Origin of the sequence: Archangium sp. Cb G35, from assembly GCF_001896145.1 — a bacterium.
In the GTDB taxonomy this organism is placed as follows: Bacteria; Myxococcota; Myxococcia; order Myxococcales; family Myxococcaceae; genus Archangium; species Archangium violaceum.
The window spans coordinates 2,501-27,700 of record NZ_MPOI01000009.1; the positions used below are offsets into that span (position 1 = coordinate 2,501).

The window sequence follows — 25,200 nt, forward strand, 5'->3', positions numbered from 1 at the left end:
CATGACCGTCGTGCGCCGGAACGATGGATCGCTCGTCATTCACAGCGCCATCGCCCTCGCCGACAAGGAGCAGCGGGAACTCGAGGCCCTGGGCCCACCCGCGGTGCTCCTCGTCCCCAACCAGAGCCACCGCCTGGACGCCCCCGCCTACAAAAAGCGCTACCCCACCCTGCGCGTGTTCGCTCCGAGTGGCGGCCGCCAGGCCATCGCCGAGGCCGTCCCCGTCGACGGAACCTACGATGACTTTCCCGCCGACGACACGGTCCGCCTGGAGATGTTGCACGGCGTGAAAGCGGGTGAAGGGGCCATGTTCGTCCACTCGAAGGACGGGCTGACGCTGGTGCTCAACGACTGCCTCTTCAACATGGACCGCAAGAAGGATCCGCTCGGCTGGTTCTTCACCACGGTGCTGGGCTCGGCGCCAGGGCCTCGCGTGTCCCGCCTGGTGAAGCTCATGTTCGTCCAGGACAAGAAGGCACTCCGGGCGGACTTCGAGCGCTTCGCCCAGCTACCCGGGCTCGTCCGGCTCATCGTCTCGCACGAAAAGGTGGCCCATGGTGCCGAGGCCGCGAACGCGCTGAAGCAGGCAGCCACCTACCTTTGAGCTCCAGGGACGGCAGGGGGGGATGTACCGGAGCTCCCAGAAGGGTGAGGATCGGCCGCATGCAATCGGTACGGGTGAAATCATGAGGGCCAAGCTCCTGCGTATCCTCGCCACCACGCTCCTGGCCTGCTCCCTGCTGCTGGTGCTCCTGGGGATGAACTTCTCGCCCATCTTCCTGTGGTCGGTCACCCCCAGGACTCCGTTCAGCGAAGCGCGTGCTCCCACTCCCCCCGACTACAGACGGCCCTCCGCCTGGAGCGCGCTTCCCGAACTCCAGGACCTCGCGGACACGGTGCCCCCCTCGAGCACGGCCGTCGAGCCATCCCAGGCCCCCGTGGATGTCTTCTACATCCACCCCACCACCTATATCGGCGGCGAGTGGAATGGGCCCGTCGATGACTCCACTCTCAACGATGCCACCGACCGGGTAGCGACACTCATTCAAGCCAGCGCCTTCAACGCCTGTTGCGCGATCTACGCGCCCCGGTACCGGCAGGCCAACATGACCGCCTTCACCGGGCAGGTCGAAAAGGGCCAGGCCGCGTTGGAACTCGCCTACCAGGACGTCGCCACGGCGTTCCACTACTGGCGAGAGCACCACAACCGCGGACGGCCCTTCATCCTCGCGGCGCACAGCCAGGGAACCGCGCATGCCAGGCGCCTCCTGCGCGAGGCCGTGAGCGGAACCCCACTCCGGAACCAGCTCGTCGCCGCGTATCTCCCCGGCATTCCACTGGCCGAGAGCACCCTCCGGCAGGACCTTCCCGACATCCCCTTCTGCGACTCGCCGGAGCAGACCGGCTGCGTCATCAGCTGGAACGCACGGGCCGCCCACTCCACGGAGCGCATCCGGCTGAGGGAGCCCGTCACCCACGCGGCGTCCCGCTCGGGGCCCTTCCTCTGTGTGAATCCCCTCACCTGGCGGCACGACACGGAGCCCGCCTCCCCGGAGCGGAACGAAGGCGCCGTGTTCCTCGAGACGACTCCTCCCCAGGTGATGCCCGGCCTCACCGGTGCGCAGTGCAAGGACGGAATGCTGGAGGTCCTCATCCGCGCGGACCTGCCCCGGGACTTCATGAGCCGGCTGCTCGACCATTCGCTCGGCAAGGGCAACTACCACCCCGTGGAGTACCAGCTCTTCTACACGAGCATCCGCCGCAACGCCGTCGAGCGCGTGGCTGCGTTCCTCCGCTCGAACACCCCCCCGGCCCCACGCGACGACTGAGCCCGGCGACCGGCTACTCCCCTCGCTGCTGACGCTCGTGGAGGACCTCCACGTAGTCCCGCAGCACCCGGAAGGAATCGCTGTCGTAGAACTGGGGGCCCTCCGTGGAGACGTGCTCCTCCAAGGCGAACAGGGACGAGGTGAGCGCTCGCCAGCCCAACAGCATCTCCTCGTAACGGTGCTGCTCGAGCAGCGCGCGGAACTCCACCACCGCCGGCAACTCCCCGTGACGGTTCATCGGCCCCCAGTTGCGAGCTCGCGACAGCAGCTCCTCGGTGCCCAGCAACCGCAGTTGCTCCTTGTGGCGACGGCTGGCCTCCCGCTCCTTGCGCCAGAAGAAGACCGCCAGGGCCACCCACCCGATCAGGAACAACCCGCCCAACAGTCCGAGCCCCGTGCAGATGCGCATGGCGGTGAGTTACCCCAAACGGCCCGGCACCACAGCACCTCCCGGTACCAACCCCAGCGCCAGACTTCCGGGGTACTCTTGACCGCCAGGGCTGTCTTTTTTTACTATTAGTGCATGACCACGACCCCCTCCATTCCCGAGACCTGTGAGTTGGACAACAACCTGCTGGACACCGTGACGGGAGGCGGCGGAACGGTCCTCGTTCCCACCGAGGAGTGCCCCACCTGCGCCTCGGGCGCGGACCCGACGGTGCTGAACGCGCAGTTCCAGAACCTGCTGGCCGGCGACCTGTAGCCCCTTGAGCCGGCGCCGGGCCAGGCTGGGAGTCGGATTGTCCTACCAGGGCTCGCTGCGCGATTTCGTGCGCGAGCACCTGGAGGCCTACGACTTCCTGGAAGTCATCCCGGACATCTTCTGGACCGAGGAGCGGGGCCCCGACGGGACACTGCGCTTCCGGGAGAACCCCGAGGGACTGCGGCTGCTGGACTGGGTGGCCGCGCGCCGCCCCCTCGTCGCCCACTCGGTGGGCATGTCGCTGGGCAGTGCCGAGGGCGGTTTCTCCCCGGACTACGTCGCCCAGCTGGCGCGCTGGCAACAGCGCTACCACTTCGCCTGGCTCAGCGAGCACCTGTCCTTCACGCGCCTGCCCCACGCTGCCGGCGAGCACATGGACCTCGGGGTGATGCTGCCCGTGCCATATGACGAGGACACGCTGGAGCTGCTCGCCGGACGCGTCGCCCAGGTGCGGCAGGCCGTGGACGCCCCCTTCCTCCTGGAGAACAACGTCTTCTACTACCAGCTCCCCGAGCAGGAGCTGAGCGAGCCAGCCTTCCTGAAACGGTTGGGCGAGCGCACCGGCAGCGGGCTCCTCCTGGACCTGCACAACCTCCACACCAACGCGCGCAATCACGGTTTCTCGCCGCTCGACTTCCTCGAGGCGCTGGACCTCTCGCAGGTGGTGGAGCTGCACATCGCCGGCGGCTACGAGTGGGAGGGCTTCTACCTGGATGCGCACTCGGGCGCGTGCCCCGAGCCCGTGTGGGAGCTCCTGGAGCAGGTGCTGCCACGGCTGCCCAATCTGGGAGGCGTCGTCTTCGAGATGTTCGGCAACTACGTCCCCCTGCTCGGCACCGACATCCTCCTGGGCGAGCTGCGGCGGCTGCGCGGCGTGCTGGAGCGCCACGGCGGGAGGCCCTGAGTCATGTCCCTGGCGGGCTTCCAGCGCGCACTCTCCGCACTCGTCATGTCCCCCGCGCTGCGGGCGGAAATGGCCGCCCTCCCAGAACAGGAGCTACCCGCCCGGTTCGTGGGCCTCGAGCTGACGGAGCGCGAGCGGCGCCGGCTGCACGCCCTGGCTCGCGACGCGGGGATGAAGGTGACGACCCTGCTCCACCGCGCCAACCGGCTGAGCATGCTCACCAACACGCTGCCTCGCACCAGCGAGGCCATGGCCCACCCCAAGCTCCAGCCCCTCGTGCAGCGCTACTGGCGGGAGCACCCCCCCACCAGCGTCATGTACGTGCGCGAGGCGCGGCGCTTCGCCGAGTTCCTCCTGGGACTCCTGCGCTCGGGCGAGCTCGTGCACCCGCCCCTGGCCGAGCTGCTGGAGGCGGAGCTGGCCCTGCTCGAGCTGGGGAAGTCGGGGCTGGCCCTGCCCGCCGTACCGGAGGTGCCGCCGGAGGGAGCCGCACTGGAGCAGGCCCGGCCGAGGCTCGGCCCGTGGTGCCACGTCCTCCCCTTCCGGATGGAGCCGCGGATGCTGCTCCGCTCGGGAGGCGCCGTCACCCTGCCGGAAACCCTGCCCGACGAGGAGCGCTACCTGCTCCTCACCAGCGTGAGCCCCGGTCAGGTCGTCCCGAGCGGCCTGGAGGTAATGCGGGGCCGCGTCCTCCGGGCCAGCACCGGCGAGCACTCCGTTGCATGGCTTCGCGCGGAGCTCGGCTGCCCGTCCTCGCTCTTCCTGGAGCTGGCTCGCGAGGGATTGCTCCTCCTGGGCCCGGCGCAATAGGCCACGGAGGATCACGCCCAGGAGACTCGCCAGTTCTCCCCAGCCAGACAGGCGGGCTGGGCAGGCTCATCCACGCCAGAATGGTCCAGGGCACTACACTGGCCTCCATCTGGGAGCCTGTCTTCTGGGGCCCGCCACCGGCCGAATGAGCGGAACGTCCTCCCCCGGTGACAACAAGGCAGCACTTCCCCCGGACAGGAGAATTCCCCAATCAGGCAGGCCTCCACGCCCGTCGCCTTGGGAACAACACACGGCATCCCCACCCTGTGATTGCAAGCCGCCCCTGGGATGTCCCAGTGGGCATCGTCACAGGGAGGTGGGAGCCATGTTCGACAGATTCAGATGGGGGTGGCTCACGGTGTTGGGCGCTGCCCTGATCGCTCTCTCGGGATGCGGCGGCGATGAAGAGCAGCCCCGGTTGCGTTTCATCCATGCCTCGCCGGACATGCCCGCGGTGGACATCTACGTGAACGAGCTGGAGCAGCCCCTCTTCACCAACGTGTCCTATGGAATGACCACCGGGACGGCTCGCTTCCCCACCTCTCCCCTCACCCTCCATCTGCGCCCGGCGGGAAGTGGACTGGAGTCGCCGCCCATCCTCAGCAGTCAGCCCTTCGAAACGGAGGAGGACGTCCAGGTCAGCTTCGTGGCCGCGGGAGAGCAGGGCTCCAGTACGTCCGAGGCATCCTCGCGCATCCTGCCCATCCAGGAGGACTTCGCGCCACCGGCCCCCGGCATGATCCGCGTGCGCATCGTCCATACGGGCACGGATGCGCCCACGCTGAACATCGACATGAATGATGATAACTCCATCGAGGTGAAGGAGCTGGAACGCTTCACGGACTCCGGCGCCGCCGGATTGGAGCTGCCCGCGCAAGTCCCCCTCCACTTCCGGGTCCGCAGTGAGGATCCCCGCACCGAGGCGCTGGGCTTCACCCTGCAACCCCTCCCGGAGGGTAGCACGGTGCTCATCGTGGCCACGGGGCTGCTCGCCACCGCCTCACGGACGGAAACGGGCTTCTCGCTCATCGTCGCGGACACCCAGGGGCTCGAGGCCCGCGTCATGCCGGATCCCGTGGTGTACGTGCTCAATGCTTCCGAGGAAGCGGGCCCGTTGGATGTCTTCCTCGTCAACGAGGAGCAGGCAGACGCACTTGGATTCGGCGCGCTGTCACCCCCCATCCTCATCTCTCCGGGCGTGACGACGCTGGACGTCTTCGCCGCCGCCCCCACCAGCACCCGCCCGGCCATCCCGGCGCTGTTCAGCCACTCCACCGCGGAGCTGAAGTCCGGTGAGCTCTATCTCCTCGTCGCCACGGGTGCTCCAAGCAGCTCCGAGAATGATCGCTCCGACTTCACGCTGACGTCCTACGCCGAGGAATTCACCCAGGACTCGGACCAGGCCCGGCTGAGCTTCATTCATGCATCGGCCAGCGCGCCCGTGATGGATGCCGCACCGCTCGATGGCACGCCGCTCCTGCCAAGGGAGGTCCCCTTCAACGATGTGGCCTACACCCAGGCCTCCGTGCCCGAGGGAGTGCCCATTCCCTCGCTCGATCTGACCTTGGGAGTGCAGCCAGCCACCGAGACCACGGGGGCCGAGCCGACACGGTTCGAAATCACCCCGGCGCCCCTGCCGGGCGAAGGTCTCTTCGGAGTGCTCGCGGGAACCTTCCGCTCCGGAGATACCAGCCAGCTCAGCCTCCTCCTCGTGAGCACCGCCACCACGCCATGGTCGGTCGAGGTGCTCCCCCCGAGTTTCCCTGGCGGTGGTTGAAATCAGGGCGATTCACGGAGCCCCGAGCAGCACACCCGCTCAGGGCTCCGTAGCGGCCCCCACCGCTGAATCACATCTCACATCCGGATGCCGAGCTGCACGCCGGGCCAGTACCGCACCGTGGTGGTCTCGGACAGCCACTCCTCCCGCGAGGGCAGCGTGGTGAGCGCGTATCGGTCCCGTTCGCTCCCGGCCAGGTACACGTTGTAGGTGGGCCCACCGAAGAAAGCGAAGCGCTGGAAGAGCTGCACCCCCAACATCAGCCGCCCCTGGCCGAGCACGTTCGAGCCGCCAGCGAAGGGGTCCCTCACGCGCAGCACCGTGCTGCCCGCCACGTCCCCATCCAGCCACATCCGCTCGCCCAGCGGCACGTGCACCCCCAGCCCCAGCCCCAGGCTGAAGCGCTCCAACCGGTCGTCCGGCCCGATGCCCCCCAGCAGCGCCGTGTACACGTACTTGCCTCCAAACTTCACCGCCAGGTTGGTGAGTTGGATGTCGCTGCCGTACAGCTCCACGTGGAACTGCCCCTTCTTCTCGAAGGAGAGCAGCCCCAGCGGCACGCCCTTCACCTCCTCGGACACGTTCACCAGGCCAAGCTGCACGCCCGTCACCACCCGGGCCACGTTGATGAGGCCCAGCTGCGCGCCCGTCACGTCCCCGCCCACGTTCAGCAGCGCCGCCTGCACGCCCATCACGTCGCCCGCGCGGTTGAAGCCCGCCGCCCACTGCACGCCCCGCACCGAGCCGCCCGTCACGTTCCCGCCCGCCGCGCCCTGCAGGCCCGCGAAGTCTCCTCGCGCCACGTTGAGGCCCGCGGCCCCCTGGATTCCACTGAAGCTCCCCCCCGTCACGTTGCCGCCCGCGGCCAGCTGCACTCCCCACACCGAGCCCGCCGCCACGTTCGCCCCCGCCGCCGCCTGCCCCACCCACACATCCCTTCCCGCCACGTTCGCGCCCACCGCCAGCTGCAACGCCTCGGCATCCCCGAGCACGATGTTCGCCGCCGGGGACGCCATCAGCCCGCTCGCCTCCTTCTTCACCACGTTGAAGCCCGAGGACAGCAACAGGCCGTGGGCCTCCTCCTCGTACCAGTTGGCCACCAGCGACAGCGCCGCTCCCCTCACCCGCACCTGCCGGCCTCCATTCACCACGCCGAACGCGAGCTGGTTCTCCACCCACCCGCTCGGCGGCCTCAGCACGTTGGTGCTCAACCGCGGAATGAGGCTCAGCGACACCGGCACCCGCGTGTAGCTCTGCATCCGGTACAGCCCCTCCGCCTCGGTGAGACCGGCTCCCGCCAGGAACTCGGGCCGCACGAGCGCCGGCTCCACCCCGGGCGCCACCTCCGGCCCCCCGCGAGACACCGTCGCCTCCAGCGGAATCGCCTGGAAGCTCGCCGCCGCCAACGGGGTGCGCTGCCCCTCCACCAGCGTGAAACCCGCCTCGGAGGCCCCGCTCTCCAGCTCGCGCCTCACCTGGTAGCGCCCGGGCGCCAGTCCCAGCTCCGCGGGCCGGCCCGCCAGCTTCTGCACCTCCACCACCAGCGTGCCCGCCTCGTCGCGCACGAAGAGCCGCCCCTCCAACGCCTCGGTGAGGTACAGCCCCGCCGACGTCGCCCGCAGGTCCGTCATCACCAGGTCCCCCGAGCCCGCCAATTCGATGTCGTACGCCGGGTGCTGCGCCCCACCCCGCGTCTTCTCGGTGCGCGCCAGCGTCTCGTGGAAGGCGAACTGGTAGGCCTCGTTGAGCGTGACGCGCCCATCCCTCGTGGCATCCGCCGCGCCCCGCAGGCCCGAAATGAGGTGGTGGGTGAAGTACGAGGCCCCCAGCCTGTCCGACTCCTGCGACACCTCGTCCTCGCTCGAGGAGGTGAGGATGGCGTGCCCCTTCACCTTGTTGCCCGAGTCCACCAGGAAGGCGGGCCGGCGCGTCCCCCCCTTCGCCCGGGCGAAGGCCCCCGAGGCGCAACTGTCCAACACCGCGATGCGCACGTCCGCGGGCAGCGCATTCAGGGCCCGGCGCAGCTCGCCATACCCCAGGCGCTCGCCCTTGAGCAGCAGGCCCTCCTCGTCCGAGTGCCCCGAGTAGTAGACGAGCACCTCCACGCGCGAGGCCCCCGAGCCCCGGGCAGACTCGGTGCGCGCGCGCAGCTCCCCGAGCGCCTCCAGCAGCCCCGCCCGCCCCACGTCCACCAGCACGCGCCGGTCCGCGGCGGCCACTCCGCCCAACTCCCCCAGCACCTTGTCGAAGGAGCGCGCGTCGGACACGGCATAGCGCAACCGCACGCGCCCGGGTCCGCCGTCGTTGACTCCCACCAGCAGCGCCAGGCGCCGCACCGGGCCCGTCTCCGCGAGCGCGGGCGCGGCCAGCAGCAGACACAGGAGGGCGAGGACTCTCGAGGCACTCATGGGGAGGACTTCTCCAGCGTGAAGGAGGCCTGCATGTACCGCGAAGGCAGGGGCAACGGCGAGGTGCGCGCCTCGGGGCGTCCAGCGAGCGAGCGGGCGGCGGCGAGCACCTCCTCCAGGGCGAAGGGGGCCTCGGCGGTGACGAGGAAGAAGCGCTCGAAGCCCGGGGCATCGTCCAGGGCATAGGCGCCGGGCAGCGCGTGGGTGCCCGCGGGCGCCAGCGGCACCGAGCCCGCACCGGACTCGGGGGCGTGCAGGGTCACGGTGCCGCGTCCATCCACCGAGAGGATGACGCCATGGCCCCGGCCCGCGGCCACATAGGCCAGCTGCACCACGTCCCCGGAAGCCGCGGGCGCCCCGTCCGCGAGCGTCTCGGCCGCCCCGTCCCGCTGGCGGTGAACGGTGAGCCGCGGCTCCAGGCCCTTCACCCGCGTCTCCTCCACCCGTGTCTCCGGGGCCACCGGACCGGCCCCCTGGGGCCGCACGAGGACGACGAGCGCCACCGCCGCGAGCGCCGGCACGAGGGCGGTGGCGAGGAAGGGAAAGCGGCGCGCCGGACGCTCCCCCTGATCCTGGAAGCTGCGGGCCCTGGCGGACACCCACCGGGCGACGCCGGCGGGCGGGTGCCGGGCCAGGGTGGCGGCGGTATCCGCGTCGAGCGCGGCGAGCCGGGCCGCACCGTCCGGCTCCTCCAGGAGGCGGGCCCGGGCGCGGGCGAGCTCCTCGGGGGGGAGCTCACCCAGGGAGATCCTCTCGAGAAGCCAGTCGGGGGTGCGGGTCGGGGAACGCATGCGGCCTCCTGCCGGAGAAGGGAACACCGCACCCGCCCCGGGCTGTTACCGCCCCTCCCTCACTCCCCGCGCTTTTCTTCCCCGGGGCCTCCCCTGGCCCTTGCTTTCCCAACTTTCGAGCAGGCGAGCAGGGACCCTGGACGCACCCTCCCTCGTGCCGTTGTTGACTGCCTTGGGAAATCGAGCAGCCCGCGCTTCTAGGAGTGAACAGACCCGAGTACCTTGGCCCCTGCCCCCCCCCATCGCGACTTCACCTTGACCACCGACACCATCGCCGCGATTCGCGCGTCGTACCTCTCCGCACAGCTCGCGGGAAACCGCCGTGAGGCCCTGCGCCTCCTCGTGGACGAGGGCATCCTGCGCGGCATCCCCCTGCCCACCCTGCACCTGGACGTCATCCAGAAGGCCCAGTGGGAGATCGGCCGGATGTGGCAGGAGAATGAAATCTCCGTGGCCCAGGAGCACATGGCCACCGCCATCTCCCAGCTGGCCCTCTCCCACCTCTACCGCCACATGCAGAGAGACCCCCCCAATGGCCGCAACGTGGTGGTGACGTGCGTGGAGGGCGAACTGCACGAGCTGGGCGCGCGCATGGCCAGCGACTTCCTGGAGATGGCGGGCTTCGACGTGCGCTTTTTGGGTGCCAACGTTCCCACCGAGCACCTGGTGCGCGAGGTGCGTGAGTCGAAACCCGATTTGCTGGCGTTCTCCGTCACCATGACGTACCACCTCCCCGCGCTACGCAAAGCGGTGGCGGCGGTGCGCGAGGTGGCACCGGCGATACCGATGGCCGTAGGGGGGTTGGCCTTCACCTGGGTTCCTGGAGTGGAGGCGGAATTGGGAGTCCCCTTCTTCGGCAAGGACGCGCGCGAGCTGGTGGCCGCGGCCTGCAGGATGTTCGAGGTCTAGCCATGCAGTCGTTGGCCCGTGAAGTGGAGCGCCGCACGCAGCGGCTGGCCGAGGCGTCCGTCTCGGAGCTCTACGATGACCCCTTCTGGTTCGCCCGCTACGGCGAGGAGCGGGCGCGGCGCTTCGGCGGCGAGGACGCCGTCTTCCACGTGCGCTACCTGGTGCAGGCCCTGGAGTCGAAGGACGCCGGGGTGATGGAGCGCTACGCACGCTGGCTGCAGGGGCTGCTGGTGCCTCGCGGTATGAGCTCGCGCCACCTCGCCGCGCACTTCCAGGGGCTGTATGCCGCGCTGGTGCGCGAGGGCCTGACGCAGCCCCCCGAGGCCCTGGAGTACGTGCGCGCGGCGGAGCTGGCGCTGGAGTGGCCCGAGGGCCCCGCGCGCGCCGTGCACCTGGCCCTTCCCCGGCTGGTGCCTCAGACGCTCGGCGAGCTGGCCTCACGCGAGGGGCCGCTCACCCGGGGGCAGGAGATCCGTCTGGGAGACGAGTTGCTGTTGCAACTGTCCTACTTGATAGATTCGCTCGGTGCTCAACGGCCAGGGCTCTTCGTGGAGCACGTGCGGTGGTACGCGGGCTTCTGGCCACGCCGGGACTTGCGGTGCAGCTACCGCGGGCTGCTGGAGGCGCTGGAGGCGGCGCTGACCCGGGATGTCGCCCTCTCGGAGTTGCCCCGGGTGACGGTGGCGACGGGGCTGACAGCCCTGGAAAAGGAGCAGTCATGACGGCGTCCGTACCGGCGTCCCTGTGGCACTTCCTGAGCCGCGAGGTGGCGCTGGTATGCGATGCGTCCGGCACCCTCACCTGGATGGATGACCGCGCCACGCGGCTGCTCGAGGCCAGCCCCGGCCAGACCCTGCGCTCGCTGGCTGCGCAGGGCACCGAGGACAAGGTGGACAGGCTCGTCACCCTGTCCCGCGACGAGCGGGTGGAGCGCTGGGAAGTCATCCTGTGCGTGGCGGGCCACCCACGCACCTTCGCCTTCCGGGGCGCGCCGCACGAGGGCCGCGTGGCGCTGGTGGGCAGCCTGGTGACGGAGGACTACGCCGACGCGCTCTCGCAGGTGACGGAGTCCATGAGCGAGATGGCGGCGCTGCACCGCGAGACGGAGCGCCAGCAGCGCGAGCTCAAGCGGCGCGCGGATGAGCTGACCCGCATCAACCGCGAGCTGGAGGAGTCCAACCGCGGCGTGCGCACCCTGCACGCCGAGCTGGATGAGAAGACGGAAAGCCTGGTGCGCGCCGCCGAAATCAAGAGCCGGGTGGTGGCCAACGTCAGCCACGAGTTCCGCACCCCGCTGCACTCCATCCTCGGCCTGGCGCGGCTGCTGCTCAACCCCGCCAACGGCTCGCTCACCCCGGAGCAGCAGAAGCAGGTGCAGTTCATCCGCTCCTCGGGCGAGGCCCTCTTCGAGCTGGTGAACGACTTGCTGGACCTCTCCAAGATGGAGTCCGGCAAGGCGACGCTGCGGCCGGTGAAGTTCGGCGCCGGGGAGTTCCTGGGAGCGCTGCGCGGGATGATGCGGCCGCTGGTGGCGGGGGACTCGCCGCTGGAGCTGCGCTTCGAGGAGCCGCCGGCGGGCCTGGAGCTGGAGACGGACGAGGCCAAGGTGAGCCAGGTGCTGCGCAACCTGGTGTCCAACGCGCTGAAGTTCACGGAGAAGGGCCAGGTCACGGTATCCGCCGAGCACGGGCCGGAGGACACGGTGTGCTTCCAGGTGAGCGACACGGGCATCGGCATCGCGCCGCAGCACCACGCGCACATCTTCGAGGAATTCACCCAGGTGGAAAGCCCCCTGCAGAAGCAGGTGAAGGGCACGGGCCTGGGACTGGCGCTGTCGCGGCGGCTGGCGGAGTTCCTGGGCGGCAGCCTCACGGTGCAGAGCACGCCGGGCCAGGGCTCCACCTTCACCTTCATCGTGCCCCGGGTGCACCCGGAGGTGAAGGAGATGGTGGGCCTCACCGAGCGCAGCCAGCAGCTGGAGCCGGGCCGCGCCCCGGTGATGGTGCTGGAGGACGACCGGCAGACGCTCTTCCTGTACGAGAAGTACCTGTCGCGCTCGGGCTTCCAGGTGCTGCCCGTGCGCACCGTGGAGGATGCGCGCCGCACGCTGCAGCGGGTGCGTCCGGCGGCCATGGTGATGGACGTCATGCTGGAGGGCGAGACGAGCTGGAGCTTCCTCTCCGAGCTCAAGAGCAACGAGGCCACGCGCGACATCCCCGTCCTGGTGGTGACGCTCATGGACCGGGAGCAGAAGGCGCGCGCGCTGGGTGCCGACGAGTTCTGGCTCAAGCCGGTGGGCGAGGAGCAACTGCTGCGCAAGCTGGCGGAGATGGCACGCAGCGGCCCGGTGCAGAAGCTGCTCATCATCGACGACGACGAGGTGCACCGCTACCTGCTGCGCCAGCTCCTCAAGGACACGCCCTACATCCTGGACGAGGCGGGCACCGGGCCCGAGGGCATCCGGCTGGCGCGCGAGAAGACGCCGGACCTCATCTTCCTGGACTTCGTGCTGCCGGACATGACGGCCTTCGACGTCCTGGACGAGCTGAAGGCGGACCCGCGCACGCGCGACATCCCCGTCATCCTCCACACCTCGCGCCAGCTCCAGGAGGAGGAGCGCCAGCGGCTGGAGAAGGGAACCTCCACCATCCTGGCCAAGCACAAGCTGAGCCGGGAGGTGGCCATCACGCGCATCCGGGACGCGCTGCACAAGACGGGGCTGGGCACCGACAAGGGCGAAGGGAGCCGCCGTGGCTGAGCTGTCTTTTTCCGCGACGATTCTCAACGTCAACGACGACGAGGCGACGCGCTACCTGTCGACGCGCACCCTGACGATGGCGGGCTACCGCGTGCTGGAGGCCGCCACCGGTGAGGAGGCCCTGCGGCTGGCGGCCCAGGAGCGTCCGGACGTGGTGGTGCTGGACGTGAAGCTGCCGGACATCAGCGGCTACGAGGTGTGCCAGCGCCTGCGCGGCCAGCAGGAGACGGCCTCCATCGCGGTGATGCACACCTCGGCCACCTACGTCACCACGGACAAGAAGGTGCGCGGACTGGAGGGCGGCGCGGACGCCTACCTCACCGAGCCCTTCGAGGGTGAGGAGCTGATCGCCACGGTGCGCTCGCTGTTGCGCATGAGGCGCGCGGAGCAGGACTTGCGCCGGCGCGCGGAGCACCTGACGGAGGCGGACCGGCGCAAGGACCTCTTCCTGGCCATGCTGGCGCACGAGCTGCGCAACCCCCTGGCGGCCATCACCACCGCTGCGGGCATCCTCGAGCGCCGGGCGCCGGCGGACCCGAAGGACGCGAAGATGGTCTCCATCATCCAGCGCCAGACGAACCACCTGGCGCGGCTGGTGGATGACCTGCTGGACGTGAGCCGGCTGACGCGGGGCAAGGTGGAGCTGCGCCAGACGCGGGTGGACCTGCGGGGCGCGCTGGAGCAGGTGCTGACCATCTTCCGCCCCCAGGCGGAGGGCAAGCACCTGACGCTGGAGTCGGACCTGCCAGCGGTGCCGATGTGGATGGAGGCGGACACGACGCGGCTGGTGCAGGTGTTCACCAACCTGCTGGACAACGCGCTGAAGTACACGAACGCGGGTGGCACCATCACCGTGAAGGCGGAGCGCGTGCCAACGGGAGACACCCGCGAGAGCGCGCGGGTGCGGGTGAAGGATACGGGCATCGGCATCCGGCCGGAGATATTGCCCTCGGTGTTCGAGCTCTTCTCCCAGGCGGACGAGTCGCTGGAGCGCACGCGGGGCGGACTGGGCATCGGCCTGACGCTGGTGCACAACCTGGTGGAGATGCACGGGGGCCGGGTGGAGGCGCACAGCGACGGCCCGGGCCGGGGCAGCGAGTTCGTGGTGTGGCTGCCGTTGCAGCCGCGGACGGAGGACGCCTCGGAGAAGGAGGTGGTGTTGCCGGAGCTGGTGAAGCGGCGGCGGCACATCCTGCTGGTGGAGGACAACGCGGACGCGCGGCAGGCGCTGCAGGACCTGCTGGAGACGTGGGGCCACCGGGTGGAGGTGGCGGCGGACGGACTGAGGGGCCTGGAGCTGGCGGTGCAGCGCACGCCGGAGGTGGCGCTGGTGGACATCGGACTGCCGGGGCTGGACGGGTACCGGGTGGCGGAGGAGCTGCGGGCGAAGATCGGCCGGGGAATCCGGCTGGTGGCGCTCACGGGGTACAGCGGAACGGAAGACCACAGCCGGGCGCGCGAGGCGGGGTTCGACCTGCACCTGGTGAAGCCGGTGAAGCCGGACGACCTGAGCCGCCTCCTGTCGGAGCTGTAGCCCCACCCCTCTCCCACCGTGCCCTCCACCGTCCCACCCCGAGGGGCGAACGAGTGCCGTGAGCCGAACACCCGGTCCGCCTATTGGGTGACGAGGTCGCGAATTCCCGGTTCAGCGCACTTCGCAGCGCGACGCGCCATGAGCAGATTGAAGTCCTGGCCGCGACGCCAGGGGAGCCGTGCTGGGAATAGGTTTTCGTGGCGCGGGCTGACGTCGGGATGAGCGAGCGTTCGTGACGTGACGTGACGTCCCCGGGTGAAGCCCCGGGACGGGATGGTGGGACGAGTCACGCGATCAGCACGGGGGTGTGGTCGTGAAGGCGACGATGGTGGTGGCCGTGGCGGGCTTGCTGCTGGGAGTGCCGGTGGGAGTGGTGGGGTCTGTGTCCACCGAGCCCCCGCCCCCCGGGGTGACGTGCGAGCCGGGCACGAGGGACTGCGGGGCACTGGAGGCGGAGGAGACGGTGCCCCAGTCGGTGGGGCTGGAGAGCCGCCACCCCTGTGACTGGGTGGAGACGTGCCAGTTGCCCTGTGGCCGCGAGGGAGGCGAGTGCTGCCACGCGGAGTGGAACTGCCCGCCGGACGCGAACCTGCCGCGGTGCTGAGCCCCCGGGGGAGCGGGGGGGCGGACCGTGGGCTCCTGAACAACCGCTCGGGTTTGCCCTAGGCTGGGCGGGATGGCGCTCGCGATTGGACGAAGGCGCAGCCTGCTGACGAAGTTCTACGTGGCGCTCCTGATCGCCGTGCTGCCGCTATTGCTGTTGCAGCAGCTGTACGTGTTGCCGGCCATCCGGCAGCAGCTGCGGGACGATCGCATCCGGGCGGTGCGGCAACTGGTCGAGGCGGGCCACGGCATCCTCCAGGCCTACGAGGCGAGGGTGCGCGCGGGCGAGCTGTCGCCGCGAGAGGCCCAGCACAAGGCGGCGGCGATGCTGGAGGGCCTGCGCTACGCGAACGCCGAGTACTACTGGATCAACGACCTGGAGACACGGCTGGTGATGCACCCCTTCCTGCCGGGGCGGATCGGCGAGGACATGAAGGGGTACCAGGACGTGGCGGGCAAGCGGGTGTTCGCGGACATCGTGGAGCTGGCGCGCCGGGAGGGAGAGGGCGCGGTGGAATACCTGGCGACCCGTCCACGCGAGCCGCAACCCATTCCCAAGGTGTCCTACGTGAAGCTGTTCGCGCCGTGGGGCTGGGTGCTGGGAACGGGCGTGTACGTGGAGGACATCGAGCGGGAGGTGGCGGCGGTACAGCGGCGGATGTGGGTGGCGCTGCTGTCGGGAGTCGCGCTGGCGGGACTGGCGGGGGTGTACTTCTCGAGGCGGGTGCTGAAGCCGGTGCGCTCGCTGGTGGACGCGGCGGGGAAGGTGGCGCGAGGAGACTTGAAGGTGACGGTGGTGACGCCCTCGCACGACGAGGTGGGGGACCTGGGCCGGGCCTTCAACGCGATGGTGGGGGACGTGCAGCGGATGCTGGGGGAGATGGGGGAGGTGTCTCGGGCAACGGAGACGGACGCGCGGCACATCCACCGCTCGGCTGCGGGGCTGAGACAGGCGGCGCAGGACCAGTCGAAGTCCCTGCGGAACATGACGGACGCGGTGATGGGGATGACGCAGGAGCTGGCGATGGGGGCGAGCCAGGCGGAGCTGACGGCGCGGACGGCGGAGGCGAACGAGCAGGCGGCGCGCGAGGGCGGCGCGGTGGTGAGGGGGACGGGGGAGAAGATGAAGGAGATCGCCCAGGTGGTGGAGCGCTCGGCGCGGATGGTGGAGCGGCTGACGGAGTGGAGCGCGGAGGTGGAGCGGGCGGTGGAGCTCATCTCCGACGTGGCGGATCAAACGCGGGTGCTGGCGGTGAACACGGCCATCGAGGCGATGCGGGCAGGGGAGAACGGGAAGGGCTTCGCGGTGGTGGCGCAGGAGGTGCGCAAGCTGGCGGAGCAGGCGCGGACGGCGGCGGAGCGGATCGGCACGCTGATGAAGCAGAGCCAGACGGAGACGGAGGCGGCGGCGGCGCAGATGAAGCAGGGGCGCCTGAAGGTGAGCGAGGGGCTGGCGCTGTCGGCGGAGACGGGGAAGGCGCTGGAGCGGATTGTCACGGGGGCGGAGGAGATCCAGCGGCGGGTGAAGGACACGGCGCGAGCGCACGCCACCCAGGCCGAGACGGGCGAGGCGCTCACGTTGCGAATCCACGTGCTGTCGAACCAGGCGGTGGAGTCGGCGACGAACGTGGAGCAGATAACGAAGGCGGTGGAGGACCTGGAAGTGAGAGCACGCCAGCTCCGGGAGTTGGTCACCCGCTTCCAGGTCTGTGAAGAAGTAGCGGTGTCGAAAGAAGACAATCTCGCCTGATGTACACGCAAGAACTCGCCATACACGCACACACGCAAATACCGCGAGCCGCCCCCACCTACCCACTCAGCACCGGCAACACAAAAAACGACATTACATCCAGAAACAATCAACACAAATATGGCTTCCCTCTAAAAACATCTTCTTCGAACCACATCGCTCAGGAAGAAAAGGCATGCGAGATTTCGGACAGCGCTGGATATACGAACAACTCCTTGTTCAGCAGCCACAAATCGAAACTACTGGACTTTGGAAAACCCGCGAAGGCTTCGTCATCGTCTGCCCTGATTTAGAGCAAGGGCTTATGACGGATGACGGGCGCCCCATTGAAAAATGGGTTGCAGAACGCTCGGCACTCACTGCGTCAAGGGTACGACTCGCAAAGGAGCCGCCTCACGGAGCAGTACAGGTTCCGCCTAGAACGCTTGAGGAATCCATCACACTTGCTGGCATTCCCAGAACCCTCCAACAACTGTTCGTCGACCTGACACTTCATCTCCCGAAGGATTTCCCGAACTTCAAGCTCACCGAGTCCACAGTTGCGCCAGGCACATTGAGCTTTTGGTTCCAGCGACCGCTGAATGAAGGCGAAAAGCAGCAACTCCGCTCAGCATTTCTGGCAACCCAACTCGACCTGAATTACGAAATCCAGATCAAGCCCGAACTCGATTTCCAAAAGGAATCATTCAAGCGAGCACCACAGGGCGACATCAACCTAATCCCAAGCCGACGCCTTCCACAGGCCTTTTCACTCAAGGCCCGTTGGCTGCTGGAAGAAGACGAGCAATTTTGGTCTGATCATAGGGTAGGACTACTCAGCAAACACAATACCAATGCCAAGGAGTACCTCCCTGAATCTTGGACATCGAAGGAATCAAAATGCCTCGTCAACTCATCCGTATTCCCTCCACAGAACCTGCGAACCTATCTATCGATCTACGAGAAGGTCGTATTGGTCGGACCATTGGGGGGTTCCAGTTATGACGAAATCCTTTCAGCATTGAAGGTCACCGAAAAGGAACTCATCGAACTCGCCAGTCTTGGAAGAGTAAGTCTGATTCTACCTCAGTCACTAGATCGCTATCCGGTCAAGCTAATCTCTGGACTGGCTGATCAAGCACCACACAGCATATTACTCTCTCGCCGACTGGCAGCAGTAACTATCGCAGATGTGCGGCGGCGTATCCCCTTCCTGTACCCTCCTGTAGATGCCTATGAAAGGCATCTATTTCTACGTGATCTCGGCAAAATACTGGAGCAACCCACAGACTTCCCGAGCAAGCGTGCACTGCAAGCGATCTACCCTGAACTCAAAACAATATGGTCTGCCAGTGAAATCGTGCTTCAAAATCTCGGAGCGATGGGAGCCGGAAATCTCGGCATAGGGCCAATTGTCGCCGCGCTAGTCAAGGCAGTGACTGGCCGAGACTTATTTATAGAGTTTCACTCGAGTGGGGCCGCCGTTGAATGGGCAGCTGCGATTGGTGCGCATATTAATCCTGCCGCTGTGGAAGGCTACTCAGAGGAAGGGCAGACCGAGATCCTCTGCAGCTTCTACTCCGGCATGGGAAAAAACACGGTCGATCAACTACGGCACCCGGTCGAAGCTCTACTCGATGAATTACTCGCTATTGACAACGACGCGCCGGTCATCGAATTCGCCACGGCATTTTCCAGTGGTGAAATAAATCGACTCAGGCAACTACTGTCACGAATGACCGAGACCAATCCCGATCCAGTCTTTCTAAACGACGCTGTCCGCGACTTCAACAAGACCGTTAAAGCGTACGAGCGCCGTGCAGAAAAGCTAAAGAACTTCCAAGTGGCAGCGCTGGCTGGTGCATTCGCTGCTCTCGCATTGCCCGCTGATAGCGCAATCAAGCAGTTCGTTCCACTCGGGGTGTGGTTTCTCGGACAACTACTCGTTGGTTCGTGGGCCGCGCGGGGCAACCTCACTGGCAAGTTCTTGGATGCGATTCGAGGAGCACCCAACCTCAGTCAAGGTGACGTAGTCTTCATCAGCCGCCTGAAGAAGAGTCTAAAATAATCTGGTATTCCCCCGTCACTGGCGAGAATACCTTTGGAACGGTGGTGCCACAGGTGCTCAAAAAAGGGGGGCACCACGCAATCCGACCGATAAAAGAGGAAAGGGTCTACAACTGCATCATCCTGATGTACCGTGCTTCGCGGAGAGCGAACGCCGATCCACCTTGCCGGCGCTGGTGCGCTGCAACGCCTCCAGGAAACGCACGGAGCGGGGCTGCTTGTATCGAGCGAGCCGGCCCTGGCAGAAGTCGAGCACCTGGGCCTCGGTGAGGTCCGCGCCGGGGCGGGGCACCACGAGCGCCCGAGGCACCTCACCCCACTTGGAATCAGGCACGCCAATCACACACACCTCGGCGATCTCGGGGTGGGCGGCGAGCACGTTCTCCACCTCGGAGGGGTAGATGTTCTCTCCGCCGGAGATGATGAGGTCCTTGCTGCGGCCGATGATGGAGAAACACCCATCGGCGTCGCGCCGGGCGAGGTCTCCCGTGTGCAACCACCCCCCGGCGAAGGTCTTCGCGGTCTCCTCGGGGCGGCGCCAATAACCGGCGCACAGGTGGGGCCCGCGCAGGAGCAGCTCGCCCTCCTCGCCATCGCCATCGAGCCGGGCCTCGACATGGAACAGGGGCACGCCGACGGAGCCGGGCTTGCGGCGCACGTCACCGGAGGGGAGCCAGAAGTTGTTGGGCCCGGCCTCGGTGAGGCCATAGCCGGTCTTGAAGTCGATGCCGCGAGCGAAGAAGCGCTCGAAGACGGGCTGGGGGCAGGGAGCGCCGCCGCTGACGAGCAGCTTGAGGCGGGAGAAGTCCACCGAGTCGAAGCGCGGGTGGCGCTGCATCTCGATGAACATGGTGGGCACGCCGAAGAAGAGGTTGATGGCGCCGCGGTGGATGAGGTCGAAGACCTGCTCGAGGGCGAAGGCGCGGGAGACGATGGTGGTACCGCCCACGTAGACGAGCGGGGTGGTGAAGACGTTGAGGCCGCCGGTGTGGAAGAGGGGCGCGTTGAGGAGCGCGGTGTCGTCGGCGGTGAGGCCCCAGCTGACGACGGTGTTGGCGGCGTTGGCGGTGATGGAGCGGTGGGTGAGGATGGCGGCCTTGGGGATGCCAGTACTGCCGCCGGTGTAGCAGAGCACCCACGGGTCCTCGGGCTCGAGGTCCACGGGGGGGAGGGGCGAGTCCGAGAGGGAGTCGCGGTGGCTGAAGGGGAGGTCCTCGGGCAGACGGGCGGAGGAGTCGTCGAGGTGGACGAAGTGCCGGACGCTCTGGGCGAGGGGGCGGACGGCCTGGACCTGGGCCTGGAAGTCGGAGCCGTGGACGAGGACGACGGGCTCGGCGTCGGCGAGGAGGGAGGAGAGCTCGGGGGAGCTGAGGCGCCAGTTGAGGGGCTGGAGGATGGCGCCGAGCTTGCCGCAGGCGAAGAGGAGGTCGAGGAACTCGGTGCAATTCATGGCGAGCACGGCGACGCGGTCGCCGCGGCGGACACCGAGGACGTCATGGAGGAGGCGGGCGGTGCGATTGGCGGAGGAGTTCCACTCGCGCCAGGAGATGGAGCGGTCACCGCGGAGGGAGTCGATGAGGGCGGTGCGATCGGGGGCGAGCGAGGCCCTGCGGGCAAGCCAGTCGTGGACGATGGGCACGAGTCACTCCTCCGGGAGATGAACAAGCTGAGAACGGGCAACAACAAGAAGACACCAACTCGCGGACCACTCCCCTCGCCCACCGGGAGAGCCCTCTCCCTCTGGGAGAGGGACGGGGTGAGGGTAGACCGGAGCATCCCGGGACGAAAACCGAAAGTCCGCGTCCCAGGTCCGCTGGCCGCGACTCCACCGCGGGACTACCGTCACCCCTCCAGGACTCCCATGCGCCCCACCCCGCTCTGCCTCGCCCTGCTGTTGTGCACGGCCGCCGTGGCCGGCCCGGATTCCCAGCCCCGCCTCTCCGCCACCCGTTCACGGCTCCTCGAGACCGAGCTACTCAACGCGGTGCGCAAAGCGGGCTTCGACCAGGTGCGAGACTGGAGACACAAGGGCGAGCGCATCGCCCACCCGCCGAACGTGGACGTGGCGGTCATCGAGCTGGACGCGGAAGGCCGCCCGGTAGCAGCCGCGAACGTGCTGCTGTCTCGGGACTACCCGAGAGGAAAAGCGGTGCCCATCGACGCCCGGACACTGGGCACACCATCGGTGCGCTTCACGAGGTGGAACCTGGAGCGCTGGGACGGGCAGAAGGGCTGGGCGGACGCCCCCGCCAAGGACGACCTGGAACCGGGACACGAGAAGGCCCCGCTGCGCTTCATGGCGCCCTACCCCGCGTCACTCTTCAAGATCCTCATCGCCTACGGGGTGATGAAGCGCGTGGATCGGGGAGAGCTGACACTGGACACGCGGTACCGCTTCCTCCGGGACACGGTGGACAAGGGCGAGCGGCCACTGAGGGGCTGGCTGGAGCCGATGATCGTCGAATCGGACAACGGCTCGACGGAGGCACTGGTGAAGCTGCTGCACGAGCGCGGGGCGATGGAGGAGCTGAACGCGGAGTACGCGGCGCTGGGATTGGGAACGCTGCAGGTGAACGGAACCTCGCCGGTGACGGGGAGGAACTGGCAACCGGGGAGCATCCACATGACGGCGCTGGATACGGCGCGGCTGTTCCTGCTCATCAACGGAGGCCCGGGGGTGCTGTGGAGGACGAGGGAAGGACGCGCCGTCACGGCAGCGGAGCTCTCGGAGCCGGCGAGGAACTTCCTGAAGAAGCTGTTGGCGGACCAGGGGTACGCGGAGGGCTTGAGCTCGACACTGGTGTGCGGAGACGCGAACGCGAGGCCGGGAATCCCCACGGCGGTGCCGGCGAGGTGGCTGGCGGAGGACGGGACGGCGACGGTGGGAGTGACGGCATTCAAGCGGGACACGCGGCCGTGCAACGCGGCGGCGGAGGTGGAGTTCCTGCACAAGACGGGGCAGACGGAGAACTACGGGAGCGACGCGGGAATCGTGCGAGCGCTGCCGGGGAAGGCGCCGAGAAACTACGTCATCGCGTTCCTGTCGAACCTGGGCTACCGCTACTACGACGAGGGGGTGGCGGGGACGGCGAACTTCGCGGACGAGGAGAACGGCTTTCCCGGGACGGTGACGGCGATCGGCTTCACGCAGAGCATCGCGGAACTGGGCCGCCGGGTAGACGAGGCGATGAAGCAGCGGGACCGGACGAACCGGTAGCGCGGGAAGGATTCCCGTCCACGGAACGGGACGCTCTTCGGCCTCGCGCTCCTCGGCCCTGACCGGGCATCAGGACTGCAAGGGAGCGGCTGCCGGCCAGGAGCTGCCCATCGTCCGACGAAGACAGCCTCCGCCGCCGGCAGAAGGCCGGCAGGCATCCAGCACAACCCATGACGTGGTGTTGCGGCTGGGAGAAAGAGGCTATATTGACGTGGGATCAACCCAGGATCCGTCCAAGCAATTGGACGCCAATGCCGCGCGCAAGCGCATCTCGCTCCTGCTGAGGAACGGCCAGCTCACCTACACCCGCCATTCGCGCGAGGAGATGGAGAAGGACGACCTCACGGAAGTCGACGTGACGAACGTGCTGCGAGGCGGGCACATCACCGAGCCCGCGGAGAACGAGAAGGGCACCTGGAGGTACCGGGTCCATACCAACACCATCTGGGTGGTGGTGGCCTTCCGGGGTGAGACGGAGCTGGTCGTCGTGACGGTCTGGAGGAAACGATGAAATGCCTGCAGTGCGGGGGGAAGATGACGGTCCGGCACGAGACGCGACGCGCCTACGCGGGGCTGGAGGGCGTCATCATCGAGGGAGTCCAGGTCCGGCACTGTCCGGAGTGTGGAGAGCAGGAGCTGAGCTACTCGAACGTCGAGCAGCTCCACGCACAACTGACGCTGCAGCTCGCACGAAAGGAAGCGGCGCTCACCCCCCGGGAGATCCGCTTCCTGCGCACCTGGCTGGGCCTATCGAGCAGCGACCTGGCGAAACGGATGGGCGTGGCCAAGGAGACGGTGTCGCGGTGGGAGCGGGTCGACAAGCCCCTCGCCATGGGGGCGACGGCGGAGCGGCTCCTGCGGCTGATGGCGGTGCACGAGCAACCCGTGGAGGAGTACCCACTCGAGCAACTCGAGCACGTGGCGACCTCGAAACCAGCCCCCCTCCGGGTGCGCCTCAAGCCACGCAAGCAAGGCTGGACAGCGGAGGTCTAGCCCGCGCGCCTCACGGCACCAGCACGAGCTTGCCCACGGTGGAACCGGACTCCAGTGCGCGGTGCGCCTCGACGACCCGCTCCAACGGAATACGGGTAACGGGAGGCGAAATGATGCGGCCCTCGTCCACCCACGCGAGCAGCCGCCTCATGGCCTCCTCGAGCACATCGCGGCGCTCGAACAGATAGGAAAGGTTGAAGGCGAGGACACTCGCGTTCGCGTTGGTGAGCGAGAGCGGATCGAACCGGGGGGTGCGCAGGAAGTCCGCGGCGAGCTTCACCCAGTTCGGCCGGCCCCCTTCACGCGGCAGCATGGAGTGGAAGCCGTAGATGACGAGCTTGCCGGGCCGGGCGAGGTGCCGGTAGCTGTCGCGCAGCGTGGAGACGCCATTGGCATCGAGCACCACGTCATAGCCATTGGGAGCAGCCCGCTCGGCGGCGCGCCAGAGATCCTCGCGGCTCTTGTCGATGACGACATCCGCCCCCAGCGCCCGCGCGGTTTCCACCTTATGGCTGGAGCCGACGACGCCCACCGTACGGCAACCCGCGATGCGTCCCAACTGCAACAGCGCCCCGCCCACACCGCCCGCGGCCGAGTGCACGAGCAGCGTGCTCCCCGGACGCGGGTGAGCCAACTCGAAGAGGGCGTAGTAGGCGGTGAGGAAGGCGGTGGGAAAGCCCGCGGCCTGGGCCATGTCGAAGCGTGCGGGCAGGGGGAACACCTGGTGGCGGGGCACGGCGACGTGCGTGGAGTAGCCCCCGAAGCGCGTAACACCGAACACCCGGGCCCCCACGGCGAGGTCCGTGACGGCGGAGCCCACCGCGGACACCGTGCCGGCGAACTCGAAGCCCGGGGTGATGGGCCAGCCGACGTACTCCTTGGCCGAGGCATACAGCCCCATGCGGATGACGCAATCGGCGTAGTTGACGCCGATGGCCTCCGAGGTGACGACGACCTCCTCGGGAGCGGGCGTGGGATCGGGCTGAGTCTGGAGCGTGAGCCGGTCGTAACCACCGGCGCGGGGAATGACCACCTTGCGCATGGCCCGGATATACCCCCGCTCCGGGCGCGCTCTTCACCAACTTGTCCAACTGTTGGACAAGTTCACGCGTCGTCGAACGGGAGCCCCAGGGCCGGCGCCTGCTGCGCACTGGAAGCGGCAGCGGGGGCCGCCTCGGGCACGGGCACGGGCGCGGGTACGGCCTCCGGCACGGCCACCGCCTCCGCGAGAATCACGGAAGGCTCCAGCGCCACGGACTCCGCGGCAGCCGGTGAAACGGCCTCGGCCTCGGGCAGGGCCTCGAACGCGGCGTCGGGCACGAGCTGGGCGATGTCGTCCATGCTCGCGACGAAGGCATTGGCCCCCGCGTCGCCGAAGTCTCTCCCACCCTGCTCCAGGTTCTCGATGTCATCCAGGCTGGCGAGGAACGTGTCCGCGCCCGGATCGCTGTAGACCTCCTCCTCCTCGAGCGCCTCGGCCTGGGCCTGGAGCGCGGACAGCTCCGCCTCCATCCAGGAGGGGTCCTCCTCGGCCTCCACCTCGGACCCATCGTCCACCTGGAGCGCATCCACCTCCGCCGCCATCCAGTCGTCCACCCCGGCCCCGGCCCCCCCAGCGGCCTCCTGCTCCGCCGCGGCCCGCTCCAGGGCGGCCAGCTGCTCCGCCGCGGCGCGCTCGGCCCGGCTCACCGACTCGTACACATTGGCCCGGGCCAGGTGCGCGAGCGAGACGCCCGGCTTGTCCGCACTGGCGCTCGGGAGTGCCTCCTTCGCGACATCCTTCCCGCCCTTCAGGTCCACCATCTCGCGCTGGGCCGCCGTCTCGTACCCATCGGCGAGCGTCAGCTGGGCCCGCAGCGCCTGGGATTCGAGCTCCTTCTGGGCCCGCTCGGCCTCGAGCGCCTCCATTTCTGCGCGGTGCTTCGCGTTGAGGGCCTCGAGCGCCTGCTCCTCGGTCATCAGCGCCGGGTCATCGGTCCCGATGGACTTCTCGACGGCGTCGACACGGTGCTGGGCCTCGATGCGCCGCTGGGCCTCGATGATGTTCGCCGTCTGGACGAAGGGGTTGAAGCCGATCCTTCGGATGCTCATGGAAGGTCCTCGCTGGACGCACGGGAGGTGCTTCGTTGTCCTATTGTCGCAGCGAGCGGGCCCCGGTTGCGACCCCC

22 protein-coding genes (1 of these 22 running past the window's edge) are annotated in these 25,200 nt (G+C 68.2%); 16 read left to right on the top strand and 6 right to left on the bottom strand.

The window, feature by feature from the left end; all coding sequences use genetic code 11:
* Positions 1-604 carry the 3' portion of a hypothetical protein gene (locus BO221_RS26340; RefSeq protein WP_073563292.1) on the top strand. The gene continues 116 nt to the left of window position 1, outside the view, so the window shows 604 of its 720 coding nt (coding positions 117-720); its start codon lies off the left edge, out of view; the stop codon is at positions 602-604.
* Between the two features lie 82 nt (positions 605-686).
* Positions 687-1,829 (top strand): DUF3089 domain-containing protein, encoded by a 1,143-nt coding sequence (locus BO221_RS26345; protein ID WP_158079914.1) that lies wholly within the window; start codon positions 687-689, stop codon positions 1,827-1,829.
* 13 nt (positions 1,830-1,842) lie between these two features.
* Here the strand turns inward: BO221_RS26345 and BO221_RS26350 are convergent, their stop codons facing one another.
* The gene (locus BO221_RS26350) at positions 1,843-2,238 is read right to left on the bottom strand and encodes a hypothetical protein (RefSeq protein ID WP_073563293.1); all 396 of its coding nucleotides are present in this window, start codon (positions 2,236-2,238) and stop codon (positions 1,843-1,845) included.
* A 114-nt stretch (positions 2,239-2,352) separates the two neighbouring features.
* Here BO221_RS26350 and BO221_RS26355 point away from each other — a divergent pair, with 114 nt between their 5' ends.
* The 4 genes from BO221_RS26355 to BO221_RS26370 all read left to right on the top strand — a co-directional run bounded on the left by BO221_RS26355 (position 2,353) and on the right by BO221_RS26370 (position 6,023).
* On the top strand, positions 2,353-2,532 hold the full coding sequence (locus BO221_RS26355; protein ID WP_073563294.1) for a hypothetical protein: 180 nt from the start codon (positions 2,353-2,355) through the stop codon (positions 2,530-2,532).
* Between the two features lie 37 nt (positions 2,533-2,569).
* Positions 2,570-3,436, top strand: coding sequence for a DUF692 family multinuclear iron-containing protein (locus BO221_RS26360; RefSeq protein ID WP_073563295.1), 867 nt, complete (start codon positions 2,570-2,572; stop codon positions 3,434-3,436).
* Positions 3,437-3,439: 3 nt separating this feature from the next.
* Positions 3,440-4,246 carry a putative DNA-binding domain-containing protein gene (locus BO221_RS26365; protein ID WP_073563296.1) on the top strand — a complete coding sequence of 269 codons (807 nt, stop codon included), beginning with the start codon at positions 3,440-3,442 and terminating at the stop codon, positions 4,244-4,246.
* Positions 4,247-4,571: 325 nt separating this feature from the next.
* Complete coding sequence (locus BO221_RS26370) at positions 4,572-6,023, top strand: DUF4397 domain-containing protein (RefSeq protein ID WP_073563297.1); 1,452 nt, start codon at positions 4,572-4,574, stop codon at positions 6,021-6,023.
* Between the two features lie 77 nt (positions 6,024-6,100).
* Here BO221_RS26370 and BO221_RS26375 read toward each other — a convergent pair whose 3' ends face one another.
* Entirely contained in the window at positions 6,101-8,431 is a 2,331-nt protein-coding gene (locus BO221_RS26375) for a caspase family protein (protein WP_073563298.1), read from the bottom strand.
* Entirely contained in the window at positions 8,428-9,222 is a 795-nt protein-coding gene (locus BO221_RS26380; protein ID WP_073563299.1) for an ActD-like protein, read from the bottom strand. The genes BO221_RS26375 and BO221_RS26380 overlap by 4 nt, the downstream gene beginning before the upstream one ends.
* Before the next feature lie 255 nt (positions 9,223-9,477).
* On the opposite strand from BO221_RS26380, the gene BO221_RS26385 reads away from it, so the two are divergent.
* From BO221_RS26385 to BO221_RS54025, 7 genes are all read left to right on the top strand, one after another.
* Positions 9,478-10,131, top strand: a complete 654-nt coding sequence (locus BO221_RS26385; RefSeq protein ID WP_073563699.1) for a B12-binding domain-containing protein — start codon at positions 9,478-9,480, stop codon at positions 10,129-10,131.
* Positions 10,132-10,133: 2 nt separating this feature from the next.
* On the top strand, positions 10,134-10,853 hold the full coding sequence (locus tag BO221_RS26390) for a hypothetical protein (protein ID WP_073563300.1): 720 nt from the start codon (positions 10,134-10,136) through the stop codon (positions 10,851-10,853).
* Positions 10,850-12,889 carry a hybrid sensor histidine kinase/response regulator gene (locus tag BO221_RS26395; RefSeq protein WP_073563301.1) on the top strand — a complete coding sequence of 680 codons (2,040 nt, stop codon included), beginning with the start codon at positions 10,850-10,852 and terminating at the stop codon, positions 12,887-12,889. The genes BO221_RS26390 and BO221_RS26395 overlap by 4 nt, the downstream gene beginning before the upstream one ends.
* Positions 12,882-14,423, top strand: coding sequence for a response regulator (locus tag BO221_RS26400; protein WP_073563302.1), 1,542 nt, complete (start codon positions 12,882-12,884; stop codon positions 14,421-14,423). Before BO221_RS26395 ends, BO221_RS26400 begins: the two co-directional genes overlap by 8 nt.
* A gap of 313 nt (positions 14,424-14,736) precedes the next feature.
* Positions 14,737-15,027 (top strand): hypothetical protein, encoded by a 291-nt coding sequence (locus tag BO221_RS26405; protein WP_143195691.1) that lies wholly within the window; start codon positions 14,737-14,739, stop codon positions 15,025-15,027.
* 72 nt (positions 15,028-15,099) lie between these two features.
* Positions 15,100-16,776 carry a methyl-accepting chemotaxis protein gene (locus BO221_RS26410; RefSeq protein WP_073563304.1) on the top strand — a complete coding sequence of 559 codons (1,677 nt, stop codon included), beginning with the start codon at positions 15,100-15,102 and terminating at the stop codon, positions 16,774-16,776.
* Positions 16,777-16,951: 175 nt separating this feature from the next.
* A complete protein-coding gene (locus BO221_RS54025) occupies positions 16,952-18,823 on the top strand; it encodes a hypothetical protein (protein ID WP_143195692.1) in 1,872 nt (623 codons plus the stop codon).
* Positions 18,824-18,940: 117 nt separating this feature from the next.
* Here the strand turns inward: BO221_RS54025 and BO221_RS26415 are convergent, their stop codons facing one another.
* A complete protein-coding gene (locus BO221_RS26415) occupies positions 18,941-20,461 on the bottom strand; it encodes a long-chain fatty acid--CoA ligase (protein WP_073563305.1) in 1,521 nt (506 codons plus the stop codon).
* 222 nt (positions 20,462-20,683) lie between these two features.
* Between BO221_RS26415 and BO221_RS26420 the strand changes: the two genes are divergently transcribed.
* The 3 genes from BO221_RS26420 (at position 20,684) to BO221_RS26430 (ending at position 23,032) form a co-directional block, all read left to right on the top strand.
* A complete protein-coding gene (locus tag BO221_RS26420) occupies positions 20,684-22,039 on the top strand; it encodes a serine hydrolase (protein ID WP_143195693.1) in 1,356 nt (451 codons plus the stop codon).
* 211 nt (positions 22,040-22,250) lie between these two features.
* The gene (locus tag BO221_RS26425; RefSeq protein ID WP_143195694.1) at positions 22,251-22,550 is read left to right on the top strand and encodes a DUF4258 domain-containing protein; all 300 of its coding nucleotides are present in this window, start codon (positions 22,251-22,253) and stop codon (positions 22,548-22,550) included.
* Entirely contained in the window at positions 22,547-23,032 is a 486-nt protein-coding gene (locus BO221_RS26430; RefSeq protein WP_073563307.1) for a type II TA system antitoxin MqsA family protein, read from the top strand. Before BO221_RS26425 ends, BO221_RS26430 begins: the two co-directional genes overlap by 4 nt.
* A gap of 10 nt (positions 23,033-23,042) precedes the next feature.
* On the opposite strand, the gene BO221_RS26435 is transcribed toward BO221_RS26430, so the two are convergent.
* Together BO221_RS26435 and BO221_RS26440 are read right to left on the bottom strand one after the other, a co-directional pair.
* Positions 23,043-24,074 (bottom strand): medium chain dehydrogenase/reductase family protein, encoded by a 1,032-nt coding sequence (locus BO221_RS26435; RefSeq protein WP_198956192.1) that lies wholly within the window; start codon positions 24,072-24,074, stop codon positions 23,043-23,045.
* A gap of 62 nt (positions 24,075-24,136) precedes the next feature.
* Complete coding sequence (locus BO221_RS26440; RefSeq protein WP_073563309.1) at positions 24,137-25,123, bottom strand: hypothetical protein; 987 nt, start codon at positions 25,121-25,123, stop codon at positions 24,137-24,139.
* Between the last annotated feature and the right edge of the window lie 77 nt (positions 25,124-25,200).

What these genes read in the sequence shown, in the direction of transcription:
- BO221_RS26345 (WP_158079914.1), top strand. Translation starts at nt 687, where the DNA reads ATGAGGGCCAAGCTCCTGCGTATCCTCGCCACCACGCTCCTGGCCTGC.
- BO221_RS26350 (WP_073563293.1), bottom strand. Translation starts at nt 2,238, where the DNA reads ATGCGCATCTGCACGGGGCTCGGACTGTTGGGCGGGTTGTTCCTGATC.
- BO221_RS26355 (WP_073563294.1), top strand. Translation starts at nt 2,353, where the DNA reads ATGACCACGACCCCCTCCATTCCCGAGACCTGTGAGTTGGACAACAAC.
- BO221_RS26365 (WP_073563296.1), top strand. Translation starts at nt 3,440, where the DNA reads ATGTCCCTGGCGGGCTTCCAGCGCGCACTCTCCGCACTCGTCATGTCC.
- BO221_RS26370 (WP_073563297.1), top strand. Translation starts at nt 4,572, where the DNA reads ATGTTCGACAGATTCAGATGGGGGTGGCTCACGGTGTTGGGCGCTGCC.
- BO221_RS26375 (WP_073563298.1), bottom strand. Translation starts at nt 8,431, where the DNA reads ATGAGTGCCTCGAGAGTCCTCGCCCTCCTGTGTCTGCTGCTGGCCGCG.
- BO221_RS26380 (WP_073563299.1), bottom strand. Translation starts at nt 9,222, where the DNA reads ATGCGTTCCCCGACCCGCACCCCCGACTGGCTTCTCGAGAGGATCTCC.
- BO221_RS26390 (WP_073563300.1), top strand. Translation starts at nt 10,134, where the DNA reads ATGCAGTCGTTGGCCCGTGAAGTGGAGCGCCGCACGCAGCGGCTGGCC.
- BO221_RS26395 (WP_073563301.1), top strand. Translation starts at nt 10,850, where the DNA reads ATGACGGCGTCCGTACCGGCGTCCCTGTGGCACTTCCTGAGCCGCGAG.
- BO221_RS26410 (WP_073563304.1), top strand. Translation starts at nt 15,100, where the DNA reads ATGGCGCTCGCGATTGGACGAAGGCGCAGCCTGCTGACGAAGTTCTAC.
- BO221_RS54025 (WP_143195692.1), top strand. Translation starts at nt 16,952, where the DNA reads ATGCGAGATTTCGGACAGCGCTGGATATACGAACAACTCCTTGTTCAG.
- BO221_RS26420 (WP_143195693.1), top strand. Translation starts at nt 20,684, where the DNA reads ATGCGCCCCACCCCGCTCTGCCTCGCCCTGCTGTTGTGCACGGCCGCC.
- BO221_RS26430 (WP_073563307.1), top strand. Translation starts at nt 22,547, where the DNA reads ATGAAATGCCTGCAGTGCGGGGGGAAGATGACGGTCCGGCACGAGACG.
- BO221_RS26435 (WP_198956192.1), bottom strand. Translation starts at nt 24,074, where the DNA reads ATGCGCAAGGTGGTCATTCCCCGCGCCGGTGGTTACGACCGGCTCACG.
- BO221_RS26440 (WP_073563309.1), bottom strand. Translation starts at nt 25,123, where the DNA reads ATGAGCATCCGAAGGATCGGCTTCAACCCCTTCGTCCAGACGGCGAAC.